This is a genomic window from Pseudomonas sp. EA_15y_Pfl1_P101 (assembly GCF_963970835.1).
Taxonomy (GTDB): Bacteria; Pseudomonadota; Gammaproteobacteria; order Pseudomonadales; family Pseudomonadaceae; genus Aquipseudomonas; species Aquipseudomonas tritici.
Genome location: NZ_CAXAPA010000009.1, coordinates 133,030 through 153,560, shown reverse-complemented (window position 1 = coordinate 153,560; position 20,531 = coordinate 133,030). Strand labels below are relative to the sequence as shown.

The following is a 20,531-nucleotide window of genomic DNA, read 5'->3' as shown; positions in this document are numbered from 1 at the left end:
GCTTCGCCCCAAAGTTTTGACCTTTATCCAGGATTGCCATGACCAGCCAGTTCCCCCAAGCCCGTCCACGCCGCCTGCGCCGCTCCCCGGAGCTGCGTGGCTTGTTTCAGGAAAGCGAGTTCACCCTCAACGACTTGGTACTGCCGATTTTCGTCGAAGAAGAAATCGACGACTTCGTGCCCATCACCAGCATGCCGGGCGTGTTACGCATCCCCGAGAAAAAACTGGCCGGTGAAATCGAGCGCTATGCGCGTGCCGGCATCAAGTCGGTGATGACCTTTGGCGTGTCCCACCACTTGGACGCCAACGGCAGCGACACCTGGAAAGAACGCGGCCTGGTTTCGCGCATGTCCTCGATCATCAAGGACGCGGTGCCGGAAATGATCGTGATGTCCGACACTTGCTTCTGTGAATACACCGACCATGGCCACTGCGGCGTGATGCACGGTGCGCATGTCGACAATGACGCGACGCTGGTCAACCTCGGCAAGCAAGCCGTGGCCGCTGCCCGTGCGGGCGCTGATGTGATCGCCCCTTCGGCAGCGATGGACGGTCAGGTCCAGGCAATCCGCCGCGCCTTGGACGACGCCGGTTTCACCCACCTCCCGATCATGGCTTACTCCACCAAATTCGCCTCGGCCCTCTACGGCCCGTTCCGCGAAGCCGGCGGCAGCGCGCTCAAGGGGGACCGCAAAAGCTACCAGATGAACCCAATGAACCGCCGCGAAGCCGTGCGCGAATCGCTGCTGGACGAACAGGAAGGTGCCGATGCGTTGATGGTCAAGCCGGCCGGCGCCTACCTCGATATCATCCGCGATATCCGCGAAGCCTCGCGTTTGCCGGTGGCGGCTTATCAGGTCAGTGGCGAGTACGCGATGATTAAGTTCGGCGCCCAGGCTGGCGCGATTGATGAGGATCGTGTGGTGCGTGAGACCTTGGGGTCGATCAAGCGCGCGGGTGCGGATTTGATCTTCACCTACTTCGCGATGGACCTGGCACTGGCCGGGATCTAGAAAACACCGCAAGTCTAAATGTGTGTGGGCTTGCCCGCGATGACAGTGGGTCAGTTGCAAATATTCAGCTGACCCACTGCCATCGCGGGCAAGCCCACATTGTTTGATTGCAGTGTTTATCAGCGCTGCGCAAACGCCAGGTTCAAGCCCAACCCCGCAAAGGCCGCCGCGAAACTGCGGCGCAGCCAATTCTGCACCCGTGGCGACTCGATCACTGCGCGGCGAAACACATTGGCCAGCAGGCCATACATCACGAACACCGCAAACGTCATCGCCATGAATACAGCACTCAGCACCAGCATTTGCAGGGCAGGGGCCGTGCTGCCTGGCGTGACGAACTGGGGCAGGAAGGCCAGGAAGAAAATGGTCAGCTTCGGGTTGAGAATGTTCATCAACAGGCCGCGCAACATCAGGGTCCGTGCACTTGAAAGCGCAGGGGTGTCGCTGACCGCAAACGCCGAGCGATCCCGCCAAGTGGCGTATGCCACGTACAACAGGTAGGCGACGCCTGCGTACTTGAGCGTATCGAACGCTAATGCACTGGTGTGCAATAGGGCGGACAGACCAAGAATCGAAGCCAGTAAGTGGGGAATGATCCCGGCGGTACAGCCCAGCGCGGCGAACACACTGGCGCGCTTGCCGGCGGTGAGGCCTGTGGACACGGTAAAAATCACGCCGGTGCCGGGAATCAGCACGACGATCAGGCAGGTGATGAGGAAGTTCAGGCTGAGCATGGCATTCAAACGCCGTGTAAGAATGGTCGATGACAGATCCTGTCACGTTTGTGATTGCCTGGCGAGCACGCCAGCGCGGCGAACCCTGGTTAGACTTACCGGTCGATATCTGCAACGCCCGGCCCGCCGTCATCCAAGGAAACCCCATGTATTCAAGCCGCCTGATCCTGTGCCTTGCCACGTTGCTGGTGCTGGCCGGTTGCTCTACAACCCGCAACCCGCAACAGCCGGAGCGCAGCGAGGCTGAGGTGAAGGCGCAGATCGTGCGCTTGCTGCCGGCTAACGTCTCGGACCGCAACGGTTGGGCCCAGGACATCTACACCGCCTTCGACACCCAGAAAATCTACCCCAGTACGGAAAATATCTGCGCCGTGCTGGCGGTGACCGAACAGGAATCCACTTACCAAGTCGATCCGCCCGTGCCGAACATGGGCAAGATCGCCCAGGATGAAATCCTGCGGCGTGCCGGTAAGGTCCATGTGCCAGCCTTTTTCGTACGCAGCGCACTTCAATTGCGCTCGCCCACGGGCAGCACATACGCCGATCGCCTGAGCGCCGCACGCACGGAGAGGGACCTGAGTGGCATCTTTGATGACTTCATCAGCATGGTGCCCCTGGGCAACACGTTATTCGGTGGTTTCAACCCGGTGCATACCGCAGGCCCGATGCAGGTCAGCATCGACTTTGCGCAGAAACAGGCACGGGGTTATCCCTACACGGTGGACGGCACTATTCGCCGTGAAGTCTTCACCCGCCGTGGCGGCATGTACTTCGGTATCGCGCATTTGCTGGGTTACCCGGTGAACTATGACCAGCCTGTGTACCGCTTCGCCGACTTCAATGCCGGTTGGTATGCCAGTCGCAATGCCGCGTTCCAGGCCGCCGTCAGCCGTGCCTCGGGCACCGAGTTGGCGCTGGATGGGGATTTGATACGGTACGGCTCATTGCTACCCGGCACCACCGAGTTGGCAGTGCGTTCCCTGGGCGCGAAGCTGGATATGCGCAATCCGAGCATCCGCAGCCAGCTGGATCAGGGTAAGCAACTGGATTTTGAAGAGACCGCTCTGTACAAACGCGTGTTCGCACTCGCGGACAAAGCCGCCGGCAAGCCGATGCCACGGGCGATCCTGCCGGGCATCGTGCTCAAGAGTCCGAAGATCACCCGCAACCTGACGACGGCGTGGTTTGCCAAGCGGGTGGATGAGCGGTATCAGCGTTGCATGAAGCGCTGATCAGATGCGGCGTTTGACAAAGCGGCGCCACAGCCACACCCACAACCACACCACCGGGAACGCCAGGATCACGAACGGCAGCACATAGCTTGAGCGTTCCAGGGCGTCGGCAGTGCCCTCGACCATATTGTCCCCCAGGTTGCTGAACATCCGACTGAACCGTGACGGCTGGTTCGCGCCGTCAAGGGAACGGAAGTTCAGGGTCACGCGGTTGGTGTCGAGACGGCGTTGCTGGCCGGCAGCGACTTGGGCGAGCGCCTGCAATTCGTTCTCTATACCCGCCTGTTCCTTGCTCAGGGCGATCAGGTCACTGACCGTGATGTCCTTGCGTTTGGCCAATTCATCCAGGCGTTGTTGCTGGGCCAGCAGGCGGTCCTGCCGGCGGCGTAAGTCGGCGACCGCATCGGCCAGGTCCTCGGCGGTGGTGATGCGTTGGCCGAGTTTGCCACCTTCAGCGGCCATCGCGACCATCGACTCCACACCCGTCGGCGCGATACGCAGAATGATCTGGCCACCGTTGCCGTCTTCGGTGATGCCCAGGATATTGCACGCGCCAAAGCGTGCTGTTTCGCAGGCCTCGCGTGTCGCCTGCATGCGCGGCGCGAGCAGGGCGCCGGGCAGGGCCAGGCTCAGCTCGTGCTCGTAGGCCAATTGCGCACCGGCACGGCTCTGCTCGCCGTTGATCACCCTGGCGCGGGAGTGGTCCTTGGGCGAGCAGCCAACCAGGGCCAGGCCGGCGACCAAGATTATTAAGCCGGTGCGAAGCGGATGGGGCTTGCCGTCCAGATGGCGCATTGCTGTTCCTTGCGGGGTACGGGGGGATTTTACGGCGATTAAAGCGGGTCTGGTGGATTAACGCAAAGCATCGCGGGGGATTTGCGTGATGGATGGTAATGGCCGCTGCTTGTGGCGTGGCGTACACCTCAATCTTCAGTTCAAGGAAGCGTTCGCCATGATCGCCCACTCAGTGCCCGAAGGTTTCGTTTCGCTGCCCCGCAGCAGCCCATTGCTTGATCTGCTTGGCCCGGCGTATTGCCGGGGTGACGGCGTGCACCTGGAAATCGCCCTGCGTGCCGACAATCGCCACGCCAATGGACGCGGCACGGTGCATGGCGGCGTGTTGGCGACCTTGGCAGATGTCGGCATGGGCTACGCGATGGCGTTTTCCATTGAGCCGCCACTGCCGCTGATTACCGCGAGCATGACCTTGGATTACCTGGGGGCGGTGCAGGTTGGGGAGTGGATCGTGGTGCGCATGGAACATCACAAACGCGGGCGGCAGATGGCGTTTGCCACGGTGAGCCTGCAGGTGGGGGAGAAGGTGGTGGCGCGGGCGAGTGCGGTGTTTGCGGTGCCGCGCAGTAGCTAGCGAGCAAGCCCGCACACATTTGAACTGTGTTTTTTCAGGCGTACCGCGAAAAGAAAAGGCCCGGTTTTCGTGGAACCGAGCCTCCTCCCTGTTGCTCTTTGAATCAGTTGCGTTCGAGAGCGAGGGCCACGCCTTGGCCGCCGCCGATGCACAGCGTCGCCAGGCCTTTCTTGGCGTCGCGTTTGATCATTTCATGCAGCAGGGTCACCAGCACGCGGCAGCCTGAGGCGCCAATCGGATGGCCGATGGCGATGGCGCCGCCGTTGACGTTGACCTTGTTGGCGTCCCATTCCAGTTCTTTGCCTACCGCCAGGGATTGCGCGGCGAAGGCTTCGTTGGCTTCGATCAGGTCCAGGTCGCCCAGGCCCCAACCGGCTTTGTCCAGGCAGCGGCGGGTGGCCGAGACTGGGCCGATACCCATGATGGCCGGGTCGACGCCGGCGTTGGCGTAGCTGGCGATGCGCGCCAAGACCGGAAGGCCGAGGGCCTTGGCTTTGGCGGCACTCATCAGCAGCACCGCAGCAGCGCCATCGTTCAGGCTGGACGCGTTGCCGGCGGTGACGCTGCCGTCTTTCTTGAAAGCAGGTTTGAGCTTGGCCAGGGACTCGGCGGTGGTGCCGGCGCGCGGCTGTTCGTCCACGGCGAAGGCTACCGGGTCGCCTTTGCGCTGGGGAATCAGGATCGGGGTGATCTCATCCACAAAGCGGCCGGCTTCGATCGCAGCAGTCGCTTTTTGCTGTGAGGCGGCGGCGAACGCATCCTGGGCTTCACGGCTGATGCCGTACTTATCGACCAGATTCTCGGCGGTAATGCCCATGTGGTAGTCGTTGAACGCGTCCCACAGGCCGTCGGTGATCATGCTGTCGAGCATCTTGGCATGGCCCATGCGCAAACCAGTGCGCGCGGCGGGCAGTACGTACGGGGCCAAACTCATGTTCTCCATGCCGCCGGCAATGATGACCTCGGCGTCACCGCAACGGATGGCTTGGGCGCCCAGGTGCAGGGCCTTGAGGCCAGAGCCGCAGACCTTGTTCAAGGTCAGGCTTGGCACCGCATGGGGTAGGCCGGCGAGGATCGAGGCCTGGCGCGCCGGGTTCTGGCCGCTGCCCGCGGTGAGCACCTGGCCGAGGATCACTTCATCCACTTCGGCCGGGTCCAGGCCGGTCTGTTCCAACAAGCGACGGATCACGGCGGCGCCCAGTTCGGGGGCCGGGATATTCGCCAGCGAACCCTGGAAGCTGCCAACGGCGGTGCGGGTGGCAGCAACAATCACGACGTCTTGCATGAGCTCTGTCCTCACTGGAAGTGCATTTCTGGAACGTGGTCCGGGACGATCAGTTTACCGGCGGTCTTGCTCACAATCTCTTCCACGCTGACGCCAGGTGCGCGTTCCTTGAGGACAAAAGCGCCATTTTCTATTTCCAGGTACGCCAGGTCAGTCAGCACACGCTTGATGCAGTTCGCACCGGTCAGCGGCAGGCTGCACTGGCTGAGCAGCTTGGATTCACCATCCTTGGACGCGTGGGTCATGATCACGATGATGTTTTCTGCACCGGCCACCAGGTCCATGGCACCGCCCATGCCTTTGACCAGCTTGCCGGGGATCATCCACGAGGCGATGTTGCCCTGTACGTCCACTTCAAATGCGCCGAGCACGGTAAGGTCGACGTGGCCGCCGCGAATCATCGCGAAGGACTCGGCGGAGGAGAAGATCGACGCACCGATGCGTGCGGTGACGGTTTGCTTGCCGGCGTTGATCATGTCGGCGTCAATGGTGTCTTCGGTTGGAAACGGGCCCATGCCGAGCAGGCCGTTCTCCGATTGCAGCATGACTTCCATGCCTTCGGGAATGTAGTTGGCCACCAGGGTCGGAATGCCGATGCCGAGGTTGACGTAGAAACCGTCCTGCATTTCGCGGGCGACGCGTTGAGCCATTTGTTCGCGGGTAAGAGCCATTTTATGAGTCCTTATTGTTCGGGCTGGAGGCGGATTATTTGCGCACGGTGCGCTGTTCGATGCGCTTCTCGAACGTGCCGCAGATGATCCGGTCGACGTAGATGCCAGGGGTGTGGATCTGCGCCGGGTCCAGCTCGCCCGGTTCGACGATTTCCTCGACTTCGACCACGGTGATCTTGCCGGCGGTGGCTGCCAGCGGGTTGAAGTTCTGGGCGGTGTGGCGGTAGATGACGTTGCCGAAATGGTCGGCTTTCCAGCCTTTGACGATGGCGAAGTCACCGGTGATGGATTCTTCCATCAGGTACGGGCGACCGTTGAATTCGCGGGTTTCCTTGCCCTCGGCAACCGGGGTGCCGACGCCGGTGGCGGTAAAGAAGGCTGGGATGCCGGCGCCGCCTGCGCGCATTTTCTCGGCCAGGGTGCCTTGGGGGGTCAGCACCACTTCTATTTCGCCGCTGAGCAATTGCTTCTCGAACAAGGCGTTTTCACCGACGTAGGACGCGATCACTTTGCTGATCTGCTTTTCTTCCAGCAGCACGCCCAGGCCAAAACCGTCGACGCCGCAGTTGTTCGAAACCACGGTCAGGTTGCGGGTGCCTTTGCGCTTGATCTCGGCGATGAGGTTTTCCGGAATGCCGCACAGGCCAAAACCGCCGGAGAGGACGGTCATGCCGTCTTCAAGGCCTGCCAATGCTTCCTCGTAGGACGCCACGCGTTTATCGAAACCTGCCATATGCACCTCTATTATTGTTTGTGGGCCAGCCAATGAACCGAGTGTTGCTCTGACGGATTGATTTGTTAAGTTGTTTTTTTAGGTTGATTGATTTAGAAAACAGAATAATTAGCTTCAAGCCGCAAGCTTCAAGCCTAGTCAGCGGCCGCTTTAACTTGCAGCTTTCAACTTGTCACTTGGAGCTTACCCATGACCGTTAAACAGATGAGGGCGTTTCTCGCCGTGGCCCAGAGCCTGAGTTTTGCCGCCGCCTGCGAGCGCCTGCATCTTTCCCAATCGGCGCTGAGCCTGACCATCAAGGGGCTGGAAGAAGGGTTGGGCGGGCGCCTGTTCAGTCGCAATACGCGTAACGTTGCGTTGACCCCTGAAGGCGAATCCCTGTTGCCCCTGGCGCGCCGACTGATTGCCGACTGGGACAACGCCGAAGACGAACTGCGCCAGCGCTTCACCTTGCAGCGCGGGCGCGTCACGGTGGCGGCGATGCCGTCGTTTGCCGGCAATTTGCTGCCGCCGATCCTGAAAATATTCCGCGCGCGTTACCCTCAGGTAAATGTGACCGTGCATGACTTGATCAATGAGCAGGTGCTGGAGATGGTCCGCGATCGCCAGGTGGAGCTGGGCGTGGCATTCGAGCCCTCCGAAGGATCATCGTTGGCGTTTACCCCGCTGTACCTGGACCGGTTTATTGCGGTTGTGCCGGGTGACTCAGTCTTGGCGCAATGCACAGAAATCGATTGGAAAACCCTGCTGGAGCAGCCGTTCATTACGCTGCAACGGCCTTCGACGGTGCGGGTGATGCTGGAAGAACACCTGGGCGCCTTGCAGATGAAGTTGCCCGTAGCACTGGAGAGCCATCAACTGGCGACAGTGGGCAAGATGGTGGCGAATGGTTTGGGTGTCAGTGCCGTACCTGCATTGTGCGCGCGGCAGATGGTCGAGGCGGGTGCCCATTGCATCACCTTGAGCAATCCGGTGATTGAACGGCCGATTGGGGTGCTGACCAAGCCAGGGCATGAACTTTCGGCGGCAGCGCAGGTGCTGTTTGATATTTTTTGCGATGAGGCGGGGAAGGGACGATTACCCGCGTTGTTATAAAACACGTATTAAAAAGCCCGCTCGAATTAACGAGCGGGCTTAAATGTTTAAGGCTGTGTTATCAGCAGTATCTATCAATCACTTTAATCTGCGATTGGCCGTTGAGGTTCTGCCATTCGGTATTAAGTGTGTGGAAGACCTGTTCGATAAAGTTGCGATCGGCAGCAGCCTTCTTGCCAACATAACCCTGGCCACGGCGGTACATCTTCAGGCGTGCCGCCAGTTCACGGTTATTGCGGTCGAACTCGGCTTCTTCGGTATGGGGCGCCAGGCAGTCAATTTGGACTTCGCCCGATTTGCCAATCCACAGGATATGGTCGTCGAGCGTGTCTTTTTGCGCTGCGAACATCTCAGCCAATTCATCGATAGTGGGTTGGTTGTTCAGATTCATGTGTAAGCCCCTTGACCAGTTGGCGATCTATCAATTGATTCGTTAAAACTGCTTAGTTGTCTCCGGTTTTGAAAACCGGGCGTCAGCGACTGTCTGCCGAATACGGGCAGGGTCTTGAACCTGATGCATGTAGTCTTGCTGATGAACTGCTACGCAATGCTTTCTCAACGAAGACAAGCAGCACTTGCGCTCCTTGTACCGATCCTCTCGGCCGGTCAGCTTCATCAATCCGCCTTGTGGGCAGTGCACATCCGGAAAAAACAGCTCGGCGGTCAGACGAGCTCTTTCAAAACACTTGTTGCCAACGCTCCCGATCCGGGAGACGTCTCGATAATGCAAGGACAAAAACGTTACGTCAACGATTATGTAGTGATTATTTTTGGTCACTACATAATTTGTTGTGGGGGCGGGGTAATGCGGAGAAACGTGACTTGGGCGTCATTTTTTGGAAGGGTGGGTCGTAGGCTTTCCGTCGCTAATTCACCGCATCACCCATGGGGGAGCCAGCACGCCCGCCCCACATTTTTGAATTGCAGTGTTTTTGCTATTGCAATCGTTCAGCCAATAACGGCAACAGCAGCTCGCAGGACGCTTCGATCTTCGCCTGCAGCAGCTCATCCCCCCGAGTCTTGCCCAGGTTGATGGCGATCACCGGTTTGCCTTGCTCGACCATCGCTTTGCACAGACGAAACGCCGAATAGGCCATGAGCGACGAACCCACTACCAGCAAACCTTCCGCATGTTCCACCGCAGCCATTGCCTTGGCCGCTGTCGGCGGGGCTACGTTTTCGCCAAAAAACACCACGTCCGGCTTCAAGCGTTCGCCGTTGCAATGGGGGCAGCGGGGGACCTGGAAGCGCTCTTCGAAGGCCGGGTCCAGCAAGGTGTCGCCATCGGGCGCTTGCACGGCATCGACGCCGGCCAGGTAGGGATTTTCGATTTCCATCACGTGCTGGATCACATCACGCCTGCTGTGCTGCAGGCAATCCAGGCACAGTACCCGGTGCAGGCTGCCGTGCAGTTCGATCACTTCATCGCTTCCGGCTTGATCATGCAGGGTATCGACGTTTTGGGTGATCAGACCGCTGACGCGCTCCCGATGCTGCAGTGTCGCCAGCGCCAGGTGGGCCTTGTTCGGTTGCGCAATGCGTACCCTCGGCCACCCGAGCATCGCCCGCGCCCAATAACGGCGCCGCGCCTGCGGGGTGGCGAGGAACTCTTGATACATCATTGGCGCTTTACCTCGACGCACGCCTTCGCTGTCGCGGTAGTCGGGAATGCCCGACGACGTGCTGATCCCCGCACCGGTCAGCACCACAAAACGCCGTTCGGCCATGGCTCGGTGCAGGGTGTCGAGGTGATCCTCTTGATGTTCCAGCGTGTCGAGCATGGGTTCCCCTATTCGCCGCGGATGTATTGCTCCAGCTGTTTGATCAGGTCAGCCTGTTCGGCAATGGCTTCTTTCACCAAGTCACCGATGGACAGCAGGCCCAGCAGTTTGCCTTCTTCCACTACAGGCAAGTGGCGCAGGTGACTGTCGGTCATGATGTTCATGCATTCATCGACGCTCTTGTGGGTGTCGACGGTTATCACCGGAGAGCTCATCACCTCATGGACTTTTGTGGTGACCGACGATAGTCCCTTAAGCATGATTTTGCGTGCGTAATCACGTTCACTGATGATGCCTACCACCACGCCATCCTGGACGACCGGTAAGGCCCCGACGTTTTTCTCCGACATCCGCACCAGTGCTTCAAACACGGTATGGTCATGTTTGATGGTATGGACGTCCTGGTTTTTCTGGTCCTTGGCTTTGAGCACTTGTGCAACGGTTTTCATGGCGGCCACTCCGGTGTTGTTGTTAGGAAGTCCAAGTCTCCTTAAGAATCCTAGACGGCCCGCGCGAGGGCAAGGTCCAAAGCGGCGTTAAACCCGTCGAAAAACGTCATTCGCCGGATTTTTTCGGTGTTTACCCGGCATTTGTCGGCTTTCTTGCCCGCTTGGGGCTGGCTGCGGTTTTGCGTGGCGCGCTTTTGCGTTTCTTTTTCCACGGCGCGGCGCCTTTGCCTGCCGGGCTGGCCGGGCCAGTGATGGTCATGCGCATGCCATTGCAGCGCGCGACTTGCTTGCTCATCCAGGCTGCCTGTTTGGCGACGAACTCCTCCAGGCTCATTTCGCCGCTTTGCACCATATCCAGGGCCTGCTCCCAGATCGCGGTAGTGCCTGGGTCGGCGATGGCGCGGGGCACCGCGTCGATCAGGCTGAATGCCGCCGGGGTAGCCGACAGCGCCTTGCCATTCTTCACCAGGTAACCACGGTCCAGCAGGCCCTGGATAATCCCGGCGCGGGTGGCTTCGGTGCCAATACCGGTAGTGTCCTTGAGCTTTTGCTTGAGCAGCGGGTCTTCCACCAGCTTGGCGACGTTTTTCATTGCCTTGATCAGGTCGCCTTCGGTAAAGGGCTTGGGCGGTTGGGTCCACAAGTCCTTGAGGTTGACCTTGGCCACCGCGTAATCCTGGCCCTGCACCAATGTCGGCAGCGCTTGGGGGACGGGCGCCTCACGTCCCTTGGCTGGCGCCAGGGCTTCGGGCAAGGCGCGTTTCCAGCCAGGCTCGATCACCACTTTGCCCACTGCGCGCAACGCTTGGCCGGCACAGTCAAAATCCGCCTGGGTACGATCGTATTCATGGTTGGGCAGAAACTGCGCCAGGTAACGCGCGCGAATCAAGGTGTAGACCGCACGATGCTTGCCGGAGAGTTGACCCACGTCCTTGCCGGCGCCGGTAGGAATGATGCCGTGGTGGGCGCTCACCTTGGCGTCGTTCCATGCCCGCGAGCGCCGCTGGGCATCGATATGCGGCATCAACTCGTTCACCGCTGCATCGGCGCGCCCGAGTGCGGCTAGGATCTTCGGTGCTTCACTGTGCTGACTTACCGGCAGGTAGCCGCAATCGCTGCGCGGATAGGTGATGACTTTGTGCGTTTCATACAGCGACTGAGCGATATCCAGGGTTTCCTGCGCGCCGAGCCCGAGTTTCTTGGAGCAGATTTCCTGCAGGGTGCCCAGGTCGAAGGGCAGGGGCGCCACTTCGCGCATGCGCTCGGTACGCAACTTCACCAGCCGTGCGCTGGCGGCATTGCGCATGGCATCAGCGGCGTCCCGCGCCACTTGCGGGTTGAGGCAGCGGCCCTGGTCATCACAGGTGTCCTCGGCCGCACGCCATTGGGCGGTGAAGGTCATGCGCTCATGGTGCAGGTCGACATCGATGGCCCAGTAAGCCACCGGTACGAAGTCGGTAATGCTGCGGTCGCGGTCCACGACCAGGCGCAAGGTCGGTGTTTGCACGCGGCCTACTGGCAGCACGCCTTGATAACCCGACTGGCGCCCAAGCAATGTAAACAGGCGGCTCATGTTCATGCCGATCAGCCAGTCGGCGCGGGAGCGGCCCAGGGCCGAATGATACAGGCTGAAAGTCTCGGTGCCTGGCTTGAGGGACGCCAGGGCCTTGCGAATGGAGGCATCGTCCAGCGCCGACAGCCACAGCCGCTGGATCGGCCCGCGATAGCGACAATGCTCCACCAGTTCGCGCGCAATCATCTCGCCTTCACGGTCGGCGTCGGTGGCAATTACCAACGCCTGCGCTTCTCCCAGCAAACGCTTGACCGCCTTGAATTGGCTGGCGGTCTTGGGCTTGACCCGCATCTTCCATTTTTCCGGGACGATCGGCAGGTCGGCCAGCACCCAGCGCTTGTACTTGGCGTCGTAGGCATCCGGCGGGGCGGTTTCCAGCAGGTGGCCGATGCACCAAGTGACGGTGACCCCATTGCCCAGCCAGCACCCATCGCCGCGCCGGTTGGCGCCGAGCACGGCCGCGATATCCTTGGCCTGGGAGGGTTTTTCACAGAGGTACAGCCGCATGGTCATCACATCAGATCGGGTTGATGCTGTGCAGGATGCTTAGTAAGCGGCGTTCCGGCAACCATTATCTGTATGGATGTACAGCTGAAGGTTTCAAGCGACAAGCTGCAAGAAAGAGCCCATTGGCTTTTACTTGCTGCTTGTCGCTTGCCCCTTGAAGCTTATTCAGTTGTTATCAATGTCCACGTGCCGCGTTTCTTTGAGGCAAATCAACCCCACAATCAGGCTCACCCCGGTCACCACCACCGGGTACCACAAGCCATAGAAGATATCGCCGGTGTACACCACCAAGGCAAACGATACGGTCGGCAGGAACCCGCCAAACCAGCCGTTACCAATGTGGTAGGGCAGCGACATCGAGGTGTAGCGGATACGCGTCGGAAACAGTTCCACCATCAGCGCTGCCAGTGGGCCGTAGCACATGGCGGCGATCAGGATCAGCGCCACGATCAGCACCACTACCATCACCTTGTTGACCTGGGCCATATCCGCCGAAGACGGATAACCGGCCAGGGTCACGGCGCCACGCAGGGCTTTTTCGTCAAACCCATCGATACTCACGTCGCCCACACTCACCTGCACCGGGCTGCCCGCCGTTGCGGCAGCGCTGCTGTAGGGCAGGCCTTGCTTGACGAGGAAGGTCTTGACCTTGTCGCACGGGCTGTCAAATTTCGCCTTGCCCACCGGGTCGAACTGGAAAGTACAGGTGGACGGGTCGGCCAGTACGGTGATTGGGGCCTGGCGGCTGGCCTGGTCCATTGCCGGGTTGGTGTAGTGCGCCAGGCTCTTGAAGATCGGGAAGTACAGCGCGGTTGCCAGCAGCAGGCCGAGCATCAGCACCGGCTTGCGCCCCACCTTGTCTGACAGCCAGCCAAAGAAGATAAAGAACGGCGCGCCAATCACCACGCTGATGATCAACAGCATATTGGCCAGGGCAGGGTCCATCTTCAGGAACTGCGTGAGGAAGAACAGCACGTAGAACTGGGACGCGTAGAAGGTCACTGCTTGCCCGCCGTTGATGCTGAACAGCGCGATCAGCACCACCTTGAGGTTTTCCCATTTGCCGAACGACTCGCGGATCGGCGACTTGCTGGTCTTGCCTTCCTCTTTCATTTTCAGGAACGCTGGCGACTCATGCAGGCTCATGCGGATCCACGTGGAAATACCCAGCAGCACAATGGAAAACAGGAACGGAATCCGCCAGCCCCAGACTTCGAACTGGTCACCGGTGAAGTAACGGCAGGCCAGTACCACCAGCAGCGACAGCAGCAAGCCGATGGTCGCGGTGGATTGAATCCAACTGGTGTGGAGCCCGCGTTTGCCGGCTGGTGCATGCTCGGCCACATAAGTCGCCGCGCCGCCGTATTCGCCGCCCAGTGCCAAGCCTTGCAGCATGCGCAGCAGGATCAGAATGATCGGTGCCGCAATGCCAATGCTGGCGTAAGTCGGCAGCAGCCCGACGCAGAAGGTCGCCAGGCCCATCAAAATGATGGTGACCAGAAAGGTGTATTTACGCCCGATCATGTCGCCCAAGCGGCCAAATACCAACGCACCGAACGGCCGCACCACAAAGCCGGCGGCAAAGGCCATCAAGGCAAAGATGAACGCCGTGGTGTCGTTGACCCCGGCAAAGAACTGCTTGCTGATCACCGCCGCCAGGGCGCCGTAGAGGAAAAAGTCATACCACTCGAACACCGTCCCGAGGGACGAGGCGAAGATGACTTTCTTTGAGTCGTTGCGGGTACTGGCGGTGGTGACCGCCGAGCCCAGGGGTTGAGCATGTTCTGACATCGGTTAGCCCTCACAGTGATTATTTATTGTTGTTCCACTGTCGGCGCCAGTTTCAGCGCCGCTATTCAGATTGCATGAACCAGTTCTTTCTCCGGGGCGAGACTCCTTGTATTCGGCGAAAGGATCAGCTGCGCGGCCTTCTCCGCGATCATCAGCGTAGGTGAACAGGTGTTGCCGGACGTAATGCGCGGCATGATCGACGCATCGGCGATGCGCAATCCAGGCACACCATGCACGCGCAGTTGGGCATCGACCACCGCGTCTTTATCGCTGCCCATGCGGCAGGTGCCGGCCGGGTGGAAGATGGTCGTGCCGATGCGCGCGGCGGCTTCGTGCAGTTCGTCCTCGGTTTGCAGTGAATCGCCCGGTAGGTATTCCACCGGCTTGAATGGGCTCAGGGCCGGGGCTGCGACGATGCGGCGCGTCAGGCGGATGGCATCGGCGGCCACGCGCAAATCTTGCGGATGGCTGAGGTAGTTGGGGCGGATCAGCGGTGCGTCCGCCGGGTTGGCCGAGCGAATGTCGATACGTCCGCGACTTTGCGGGCGCAGGTCGCAGACCGACGCGGTAAACGCCGGGAACGCGTGCAGCGGCTCGCCAAAGCGCTCAAGCGACAGCGGTTGCACATGGTATTGAAGATTGGCCGAGGTTTGTTCCGGGCCCGAGCGGGCAAACGCGCCGAGCTGGCTGGGTGCCATCGACAGCGGGCCGCTGCGGTCGTACAGGTAGCGCAGGCCCATGCCCATCTTGCCCCATACGGTGCCAGCGATCTGGTTGAGGGTGCGGGCGTTTTCCAGCTTGTAGATCAGCCGCAATTGCAGGTGATCCTGCAGGTTACCGCCCACGCCCGGCAGTTCATGCAGCACGTCGATGCCCAGCGGCTTGAGCACGCTGGAGGGCCCTATCCCCGAGCGCTGCAAAATCCCCGGCGAGCCGACGGAGCCGGCGCACAGCACAATCTCTTTGCGCGCCTTCCAGCTCACCTGCTGGCCCTGCTGACGACCAACCACCTGTGAGGCTCGGCCGTTTTCCAGCAGCACGCGGTCTACTTCCACTTCGGTCAGCACGGTGAGATTGGGGCGCTGACGGATCGGCTTGAGAAATGCCTTGGCCGCGTTCCAGCGCACACCGGCTTTCTGGTTGACCTGGAAATAGCCGCAGCCTTCGTTGTCGCCCTGATTGAAGTCGCTGATCGGCGCGATGCCACTTTGCGCCGCCGCGTCACGAAAGGCGTCGAGGATCGGCCAGTGCAGGCGCTGTTGTTCGACTCGCCACTCACCCCCATTGCTATGGAATTGGGAGTCACCGGCAAAATGATTTTCGCTCTGTTTGAACAACGGCAGCACGTCTTTCCAGGCCCAGCCGGCGTTGCCTTCTGCCGCCCAGCCGTCGTAATCCTGGGCCTGGCCGCGCATGTAGATCATGCCGTTGATCGATGAGCAGCCGCCCAGCACCTTACCGCGTGGATAGCTCAGTGCACGGCCTTGCAGGCCTTCCTGGGCTTCGGTCTTGAAGCACCAGTCGGTGCGCGGGTTGCCGATGCAGAACAGGTAGCCGACGGGGATATGGATCCAGGGGTAATTGTCGCGGCCGCCGGCTTCAAGCAGTAGCACGCGGTGAGCGGGGTTGGCGGACAGACGATTGGCGAGCAGGCAGCCCGCGGGGCCGGCGCCTACGACGATGTAATCGTATTCAGCAGTTGCAATGGGCATCTGAAGGTCTCGCTTGTTTTTCTTATTGGTTCCATCCTAGTTGTTAGTTTTCGTCTTAAAAATGTTAGTTTTTACCCAGCTGCTGTTCGTTTTTAAACAGCACGACCCCGTGTCACGCAATGGAGGCGCCATGTTCGATTGGAATGACCTGCGGTACTTTCTTGAGTTGCAGCGCAGCGGCCGCCTACTCACCGCCGCGCAACGCCTGAAAACCACCCATGCCACCGTGGCACGGCACATCGAGGCGATCGAGAAAAGCCTCGGTACTGCGCTGTTCGTACAGCATGCCCAAGGCTACGAGCTGACTCCTGCCGGCGAAGCCTTGCTCAAACACGCCGAAGCCATGGAAAACGTCGCGCTGCTGGCTGAAGACGAACTGACCCACTCCGCCGCGCCTTTGGGCAAGATCCGCCTGGGCGTCGCCGAAGGGCTGGGCGTGATGTTCCTGGCCAGCCGCATGGGTGGGCTTTTCGAACGCTACCCCGGACTGGAAGTGGAGCTGGTGGCAGTGCCGCGCTTTGTCAGCATCCTCAACCGCGAGGCGGAAATCAGCATCCACCTTGAACGGCCCAGCGTCGATCAATTGGTCACCCGCAAACTCACCGACTACCGCCTGGCCCTCTACGCCAGCCGCGCCTACCTGGACCGTAACCCGCCGATCGAAAAGCGCGAAGACCTCGCGGTGCATTCGTGGATCGATTACGTCGACGACCTGCTGTTCAGCCAGGAACTGAAGTTCCTCAGCAGCTTCTGCCGCAACCCCAAAGTGGTGTTCCACAGCACCAGCGTGATAGCCCAGCACCAGGCGGCACGCTCAGGGTTGGGCATTGCGGTGTTGCCGTGTTTCATGGCCTCGGCTGATCCGGAGCTGGTGGCTTTGCTGCCGGGGGAGGGAATTCAGCGCAGCTACTGGATCAGTTCGCGGCGGGAGTTGCACAAGTCAGTGCGGTTGCGGGTGTTGTGGGATTACGTGGTGGAGTTGTGCGCGCGGGAGCAAAGCTTGCTCCTCGGCGAGATCTGACTGACCGGATCAAGACGGTGGGAACTGTGCAGGTTCACTCAAACCTGTCAGGCGCGCAACTCGAACTCTGCGCTGCCCAACCGCTCTCCATTCACCACCACGTGCACGCTATGCCTGCCGGGGTAATGCCTGCGCGTGGTCAGCTCGCGAATATGCTGCTCGCGCCGGATGCTGAGGTGTTCCCCAGCGCCGAGGGTAAGCGTCTTGAGTTTGAACACCTTTGCCGCGCTGTGCCCGGCACTTTTCACATAGTCGATCGCGTAATCCACCACCAGTTTCTGTGGGGCGGCGGCGGTTGATTCCAGGCTGAAGGACAGCTCGATCCGTTCCCCCAGGTTGATCACCGCCGGTGTCACCTTGAGGTCATGGATCTTCACCTCGGCCCTGGCCCCGGCGCCCATGATCGTCAGCGCCCGGGTGTTGCCTTGCTTGATCAGGCTGCGCAAGGCGTGGCGGGCGATCCAGGCGGTGTGCGGGTTGTCCAGGTTCCAGCCCTCGATCAGGCTGAGCACCCACTCCGGGTGGTCCTTGGTGATGTCGTTGAGGTGGTTGGCCACAGACTTGCGCACATAAAGGCTGCCGTCGGCCTTGAGGTTGTCGAGGATCGACGCGCACAGTTCAGGGTTCGCCTGGACTTCGGCCAGGCGGAACGACCACGGCAGACGCGGCCGCGAGCCTTCGCTGGCGAGGCGGCGCACGTGTTCGTTGTCATCCAGCGACCATGTCTGCATCACCGCCAACGTGCGCTGGAAGTCATCCAGCAGGAAGTGGCGGATGGCGAATTCGGCGGAGCCAAAGGTGGTGAAGTATTGGAGTGCAGCCATGGAGCGCTTGAAGTCATCCCGCCCGTAATTCGCCACGAAGTGCGGCAGGAACAGGCTGACGAACGCGCTGTTCAGGCGCGGGGCGAGGGCGTAAAGCAGCTTGAGGGTTTGCGCATAATCCAGCGGGATCACTGCATGCAGGCTCTCGCTGACCCGCGCCATGCGCTGCATCACCGACAACTCCGTCAGCCCGGACTTGGCGTGCTGGAGGAAGCCCTTGGCGTCGAAGGCCGGGTACACCGCCGTCATTTGCGTGGCGATGTGGTGCAGGCGTTCGATGTTGAAGATTTCCTTGAGGGCCGGGGCGCTTTGGTCAGTCATCGGTGATTCCATAGGGGATGTTTAGAGAAACCAGCGGTATTCCCGCGCAGGGATCTCTTGCTGGAAAGCCAAGTGGTCCTGGCGTTTGTTCTCGCAGTACACGTCGACAAATTCGGCGCCCAGCTTATCGCGCAGTACCGGTTGATGTTGCATGGCGCGCACGGCGTCGAGCATTTCCAGGGGGAAGTCGGTACCGCTGGTGCGATCTTCGTTCAGTGGGGCGATGGGTTCGCGCTTGGCTTCAAGACCGTGCTCCAAGCCCACCAGGATCGCCGCCAGCACCAGGTACGGGTTGGCATCCGCACTCGCCAGGCGATGCTCTACGCGCAGGTTGCGCGGGTCGGACTCGGGGATGCGCACGCACGCATCACGGTCTTCAAAGCCCCAACTGGCGCGCGTTGCCGCGTTGACCGTGCCGCCCAGGCGGCGAAAGGCGTTGTGGTTGGGCGAAAAGATCGGCATGCAGTGCGGCAACAATTCCAGGCAGCCGGCCACGGCATGGCGCAATGGCTGCTGCTGGTGCGCCGCCAGCAGGTTATTGCCCGCGCCGTCATACAGGCTGACATGCACATGCATGCCGCTCCCGGGGAATTGCAGGTAGGGTTTGGCCATGAAGCTCGCACGGTAACCGTGCTTGAGCGCTACGCCGCGGGTGCTGCGACAGAACAGGGCGGCCCAGTCGGCGGCGCGCATACCGTTGCCCTGGTGACCGAAGTTGATTTCGAACTGGCCGGGGCCGATTTCGGCAGTGATCACCGTGATGTCGATGCCCTGGTTCTTGGCGGTTTGCGCCATGTCGTCGAGCACTTCGCTGAAACGCGATAGCCGTTCGATATGCAGGTTGGGTTGGTCGTCGGGGTCGTCACTCAGTGGGTCGCGGGCGCATTGCGGCAGGCCATTGTCGAGTTTCTTGTCGAACAGGTAGAACTCCAACTCGAACGCCACCACCGGGTGAATGCCCTTGTGTTGCAGGCGTTCCAGCACCTTGGCCAGCACTTCGCGAGGTTCGAATTCGATGGGCGCTTCGGTACCGTCTGAGGTAATCAGCATCTGGCCCAGCGGCTGCGACTCCCAGCTCACCGGCTTGAGCGTGCCCGGCACCAGACGGCGGTTGGCATCCGGGTCGCCGTCGTTGAAGCAATAGTCACCAATCTTGAACAGCCCCCCCTGAGCCCCCAGCAGCACGGCGTTCTGTGGCAGCTTCAGCGGGCTGCCGGCGGCGACTTTTTCCAGCATCTCGATGGGGTAACGCTTGCCGTAGAAGTGCCCTGGAATGTCCAAGGCGATCAAGTCTACGTAACGCACGTCGGGATGGTTCTGGCGAAAGGTCCGTACTTCGGCCAGTAACGTGGTGGCATGGCTTTTCACGGGTGCAGCTCCTAGTTGTAAACCCACAACACGCGGGCGGGCAGGTCGGTCAGATTGGCGTAGCGGCAATGGGCGAAGCTGGCCAGGTGGAAGCTGTCGCCGGGGCCGAGGGTGGCCGGATCGGTCTCACCGTCGACCCACAGCGTCAATTCGCCCTCCAGTACAAAGCCGGCCTGCTCGGCGCGGTCGCTCATGGTTTGTTCACCGCTGTTGGCTCCGGGAGCCAACAGACTGTCGAGCATCGAAAAGGCGCCGTTCATGCTGGGCGAGACGAGGATGTCGGTGATGCCATTGGCGTAATACACCGTGCGCCGCTCGTTGGGCCGGGTGATCCAGTCCACCGCCTTGGGTTTGGGCTGGCTGTAGAAGTAGGTGGTGGGCACGTCGAGGGCATGGCTGATGGCGGTCAAATCGGCCACGGTCGGGCGCGACAGGCCGCGTTCGACCTGGGACAGGAAACCCACGGATCGCTCGATTTTCTGCGCGAGCTGGGCGAGGGTAAGCTTCTTGTGCTTGCGCAGATCGTGGATCAGTGCGGCCAGGGTGGAGAGTTCTTCTTGTGGGGTCATGAAATTTATTTCGATAAATTTCATGAAAAATTACAGGATTTATTTCATGGAGGCAATGGAATGGATTTAGACGCGCACTTATTTGAGCTTGAACAGGCGCTGCAGCAAACGACTACCCGTTCGAATGCGACGCGGTTGGCGGAGCTATTGGCGGATGATTTTGTTGAGTTTGGTGCCAGTGGAAATGTGTGGGGCAGCAAGGCAGAGGTGATTTCCGGACTGCAGGATGAGGTGTTTTCTGCGCGCTGTATAACTGATTTCACGGTGAAAAGGCTGACTGAAGGTGTGGCTCTGGTGACCTATCGCTCTCATCGGCACGCAGGTGGGGCTTCGCTGCGCAGCTCGGTATGGCGAGCTGAAGAGGGGCAGTGGCGGATGGTGTTCCATCAAGGCACACCTGTGGCAGTTGCCTAGCTCACTCCGTGCCAAGGCTTGATTGAATGATCAGACCCGCCAGCGGTCCGAACCTGGGTAAGCGCCATT

At 60.5% G+C, this 20,531-nt stretch carries 20 protein-coding genes; 6 read left to right on the top strand and 14 right to left on the bottom strand.

All coding sequences use genetic code 11. The features are described 5' to 3' along the window. Positions 1-38 precede the first annotated feature (38 nt). A complete protein-coding gene (gene hemB, locus AACY36_RS16200) occupies positions 39-1,013 on the top strand; it encodes a porphobilinogen synthase (protein ID WP_339420111.1) in 975 nt (324 codons plus the stop codon). A gap of 119 nt (positions 1,014-1,132) precedes the next feature. Here hemB and AACY36_RS16195 read toward each other — a convergent pair whose 3' ends face one another. After that, positions 1,133-1,747 carry a LysE family translocator gene (locus AACY36_RS16195; RefSeq protein WP_339420112.1) on the bottom strand — a complete coding sequence of 205 codons (615 nt, stop codon included), beginning with the start codon at positions 1,745-1,747 and terminating at the stop codon, positions 1,133-1,135. Positions 1,748-1,893: 146 nt separating this feature from the next. Here AACY36_RS16195 and AACY36_RS16190 point away from each other — a divergent pair, with 146 nt between their 5' ends. Then, positions 1,894-2,979 (top strand): DUF1615 domain-containing protein, encoded by a 1,086-nt coding sequence (locus tag AACY36_RS16190; RefSeq protein ID WP_339420113.1) that lies wholly within the window; start codon positions 1,894-1,896, stop codon positions 2,977-2,979. Here the strand turns inward: AACY36_RS16190 and AACY36_RS16185 are convergent, their stop codons facing one another. Further along, positions 2,980-3,774, bottom strand: a complete 795-nt coding sequence (locus AACY36_RS16185; protein ID WP_339420114.1) for a DUF4349 domain-containing protein — start codon at positions 3,772-3,774, stop codon at positions 2,980-2,982. Between the two features lie 157 nt (positions 3,775-3,931). Here AACY36_RS16185 and AACY36_RS16180 point away from each other — a divergent pair, with 157 nt between their 5' ends. Then, positions 3,932-4,348: a PaaI family thioesterase gene (locus tag AACY36_RS16180; RefSeq protein ID WP_339420141.1), complete on the top strand. Its 417-nt coding sequence runs from the start codon at positions 3,932-3,934 to the stop codon at positions 4,346-4,348. A gap of 103 nt (positions 4,349-4,451) precedes the next feature. On the opposite strand, the gene AACY36_RS16175 is transcribed toward AACY36_RS16180, so the two are convergent. The 3 genes from AACY36_RS16175 to AACY36_RS16165 are packed head-to-tail and all read right to left on the bottom strand — an operon-like array spanning position 4,452 to position 7,037. Next, complete coding sequence (locus AACY36_RS16175; protein WP_339420116.1) at positions 4,452-5,633, bottom strand: acetyl-CoA C-acetyltransferase; 1,182 nt, start codon at positions 5,631-5,633, stop codon at positions 4,452-4,454. An 11-nt stretch (positions 5,634-5,644) separates the two neighbouring features. Next, positions 5,645-6,304, bottom strand: a complete 660-nt coding sequence (locus tag AACY36_RS16170; RefSeq protein WP_065872325.1) for a CoA transferase subunit B — start codon at positions 6,302-6,304, stop codon at positions 5,645-5,647. A 34-nt stretch (positions 6,305-6,338) separates the two neighbouring features. Further along, complete coding sequence (locus AACY36_RS16165) at positions 6,339-7,037, bottom strand: CoA transferase subunit A (RefSeq protein ID WP_339420117.1); 699 nt, start codon at positions 7,035-7,037, stop codon at positions 6,339-6,341. Between the two features lie 189 nt (positions 7,038-7,226). On the opposite strand from AACY36_RS16165, the gene AACY36_RS16160 reads away from it, so the two are divergent. Then, a complete protein-coding gene (locus tag AACY36_RS16160) occupies positions 7,227-8,132 on the top strand; it encodes a LysR family transcriptional regulator (protein WP_339420119.1) in 906 nt (301 codons plus the stop codon). Between the two features lie 61 nt (positions 8,133-8,193). Here the strand turns inward: AACY36_RS16160 and AACY36_RS16155 are convergent, their stop codons facing one another. From AACY36_RS16155 to AACY36_RS16130, 6 genes are all read right to left on the bottom strand, one after another. Continuing rightward, positions 8,194-8,523: a hypothetical protein gene (locus tag AACY36_RS16155; protein WP_339420121.1), complete on the bottom strand. Its 330-nt coding sequence runs from the start codon at positions 8,521-8,523 to the stop codon at positions 8,194-8,196. Between the two features lie 544 nt (positions 8,524-9,067). Then, a complete protein-coding gene (locus AACY36_RS16150; RefSeq protein ID WP_339420122.1) occupies positions 9,068-9,913 on the bottom strand; it encodes an NAD-dependent protein deacetylase in 846 nt (281 codons plus the stop codon). Between the two features lie 8 nt (positions 9,914-9,921). After that, positions 9,922-10,362 (bottom strand): CBS domain-containing protein, encoded by a 441-nt coding sequence (locus AACY36_RS16145; protein ID WP_339420123.1) that lies wholly within the window; start codon positions 10,360-10,362, stop codon positions 9,922-9,924. Between the two features lie 130 nt (positions 10,363-10,492). Continuing rightward, positions 10,493-12,442: a DNA topoisomerase III gene (locus tag AACY36_RS16140; RefSeq protein ID WP_339428084.1), complete on the bottom strand. Its 1,950-nt coding sequence runs from the start codon at positions 12,440-12,442 to the stop codon at positions 10,493-10,495. Positions 12,443-12,607: 165 nt separating this feature from the next. Then, positions 12,608-14,233, bottom strand: coding sequence for an MFS transporter (locus AACY36_RS16135; RefSeq protein ID WP_339497295.1), 1,626 nt, complete (start codon positions 14,231-14,233; stop codon positions 12,608-12,610). Positions 14,234-14,298: 65 nt separating this feature from the next. After that, positions 14,299-15,945, bottom strand: coding sequence for a GMC family oxidoreductase (locus tag AACY36_RS16130; RefSeq protein WP_339420127.1), 1,647 nt, complete (start codon positions 15,943-15,945; stop codon positions 14,299-14,301). Positions 15,946-16,075: 130 nt separating this feature from the next. Here AACY36_RS16130 and AACY36_RS16125 point away from each other — a divergent pair, with 130 nt between their 5' ends. Next, the gene (locus tag AACY36_RS16125; RefSeq protein WP_339428082.1) at positions 16,076-16,966 is read left to right on the top strand and encodes a LysR family transcriptional regulator; all 891 of its coding nucleotides are present in this window, start codon (positions 16,076-16,078) and stop codon (positions 16,964-16,966) included. Between the two features lie 47 nt (positions 16,967-17,013). Here the strand turns inward: AACY36_RS16125 and AACY36_RS16120 are convergent, their stop codons facing one another. From AACY36_RS16120 to AACY36_RS16110, 3 genes are read right to left on the bottom strand one after another with little or no spacing between them, the layout of a single operon-like run. Then, positions 17,014-18,111 carry a DNA alkylation repair protein gene (locus tag AACY36_RS16120; protein ID WP_339438953.1) on the bottom strand — a complete coding sequence of 366 codons (1,098 nt, stop codon included), beginning with the start codon at positions 18,109-18,111 and terminating at the stop codon, positions 17,014-17,016. A gap of 21 nt (positions 18,112-18,132) precedes the next feature. After that, complete coding sequence (locus tag AACY36_RS16115) at positions 18,133-19,479, bottom strand: glutamine synthetase family protein (RefSeq protein ID WP_339497294.1); 1,347 nt, start codon at positions 19,477-19,479, stop codon at positions 18,133-18,135. A gap of 11 nt (positions 19,480-19,490) precedes the next feature. Further along, entirely contained in the window at positions 19,491-20,048 is a 558-nt protein-coding gene (locus AACY36_RS16110) for a helix-turn-helix domain-containing protein (RefSeq protein WP_339420132.1), read from the bottom strand. Here AACY36_RS16110 and AACY36_RS16105 point away from each other — a divergent pair. Beyond that, entirely contained in the window at positions 20,037-20,462 is a 426-nt protein-coding gene (locus AACY36_RS16105; RefSeq protein ID WP_339420134.1) for a nuclear transport factor 2 family protein, read from the top strand. The genes AACY36_RS16110 and AACY36_RS16105 overlap by 12 nt on opposite strands. The last annotated feature ends 69 nt before the right edge of the window (positions 20,463-20,531 follow it).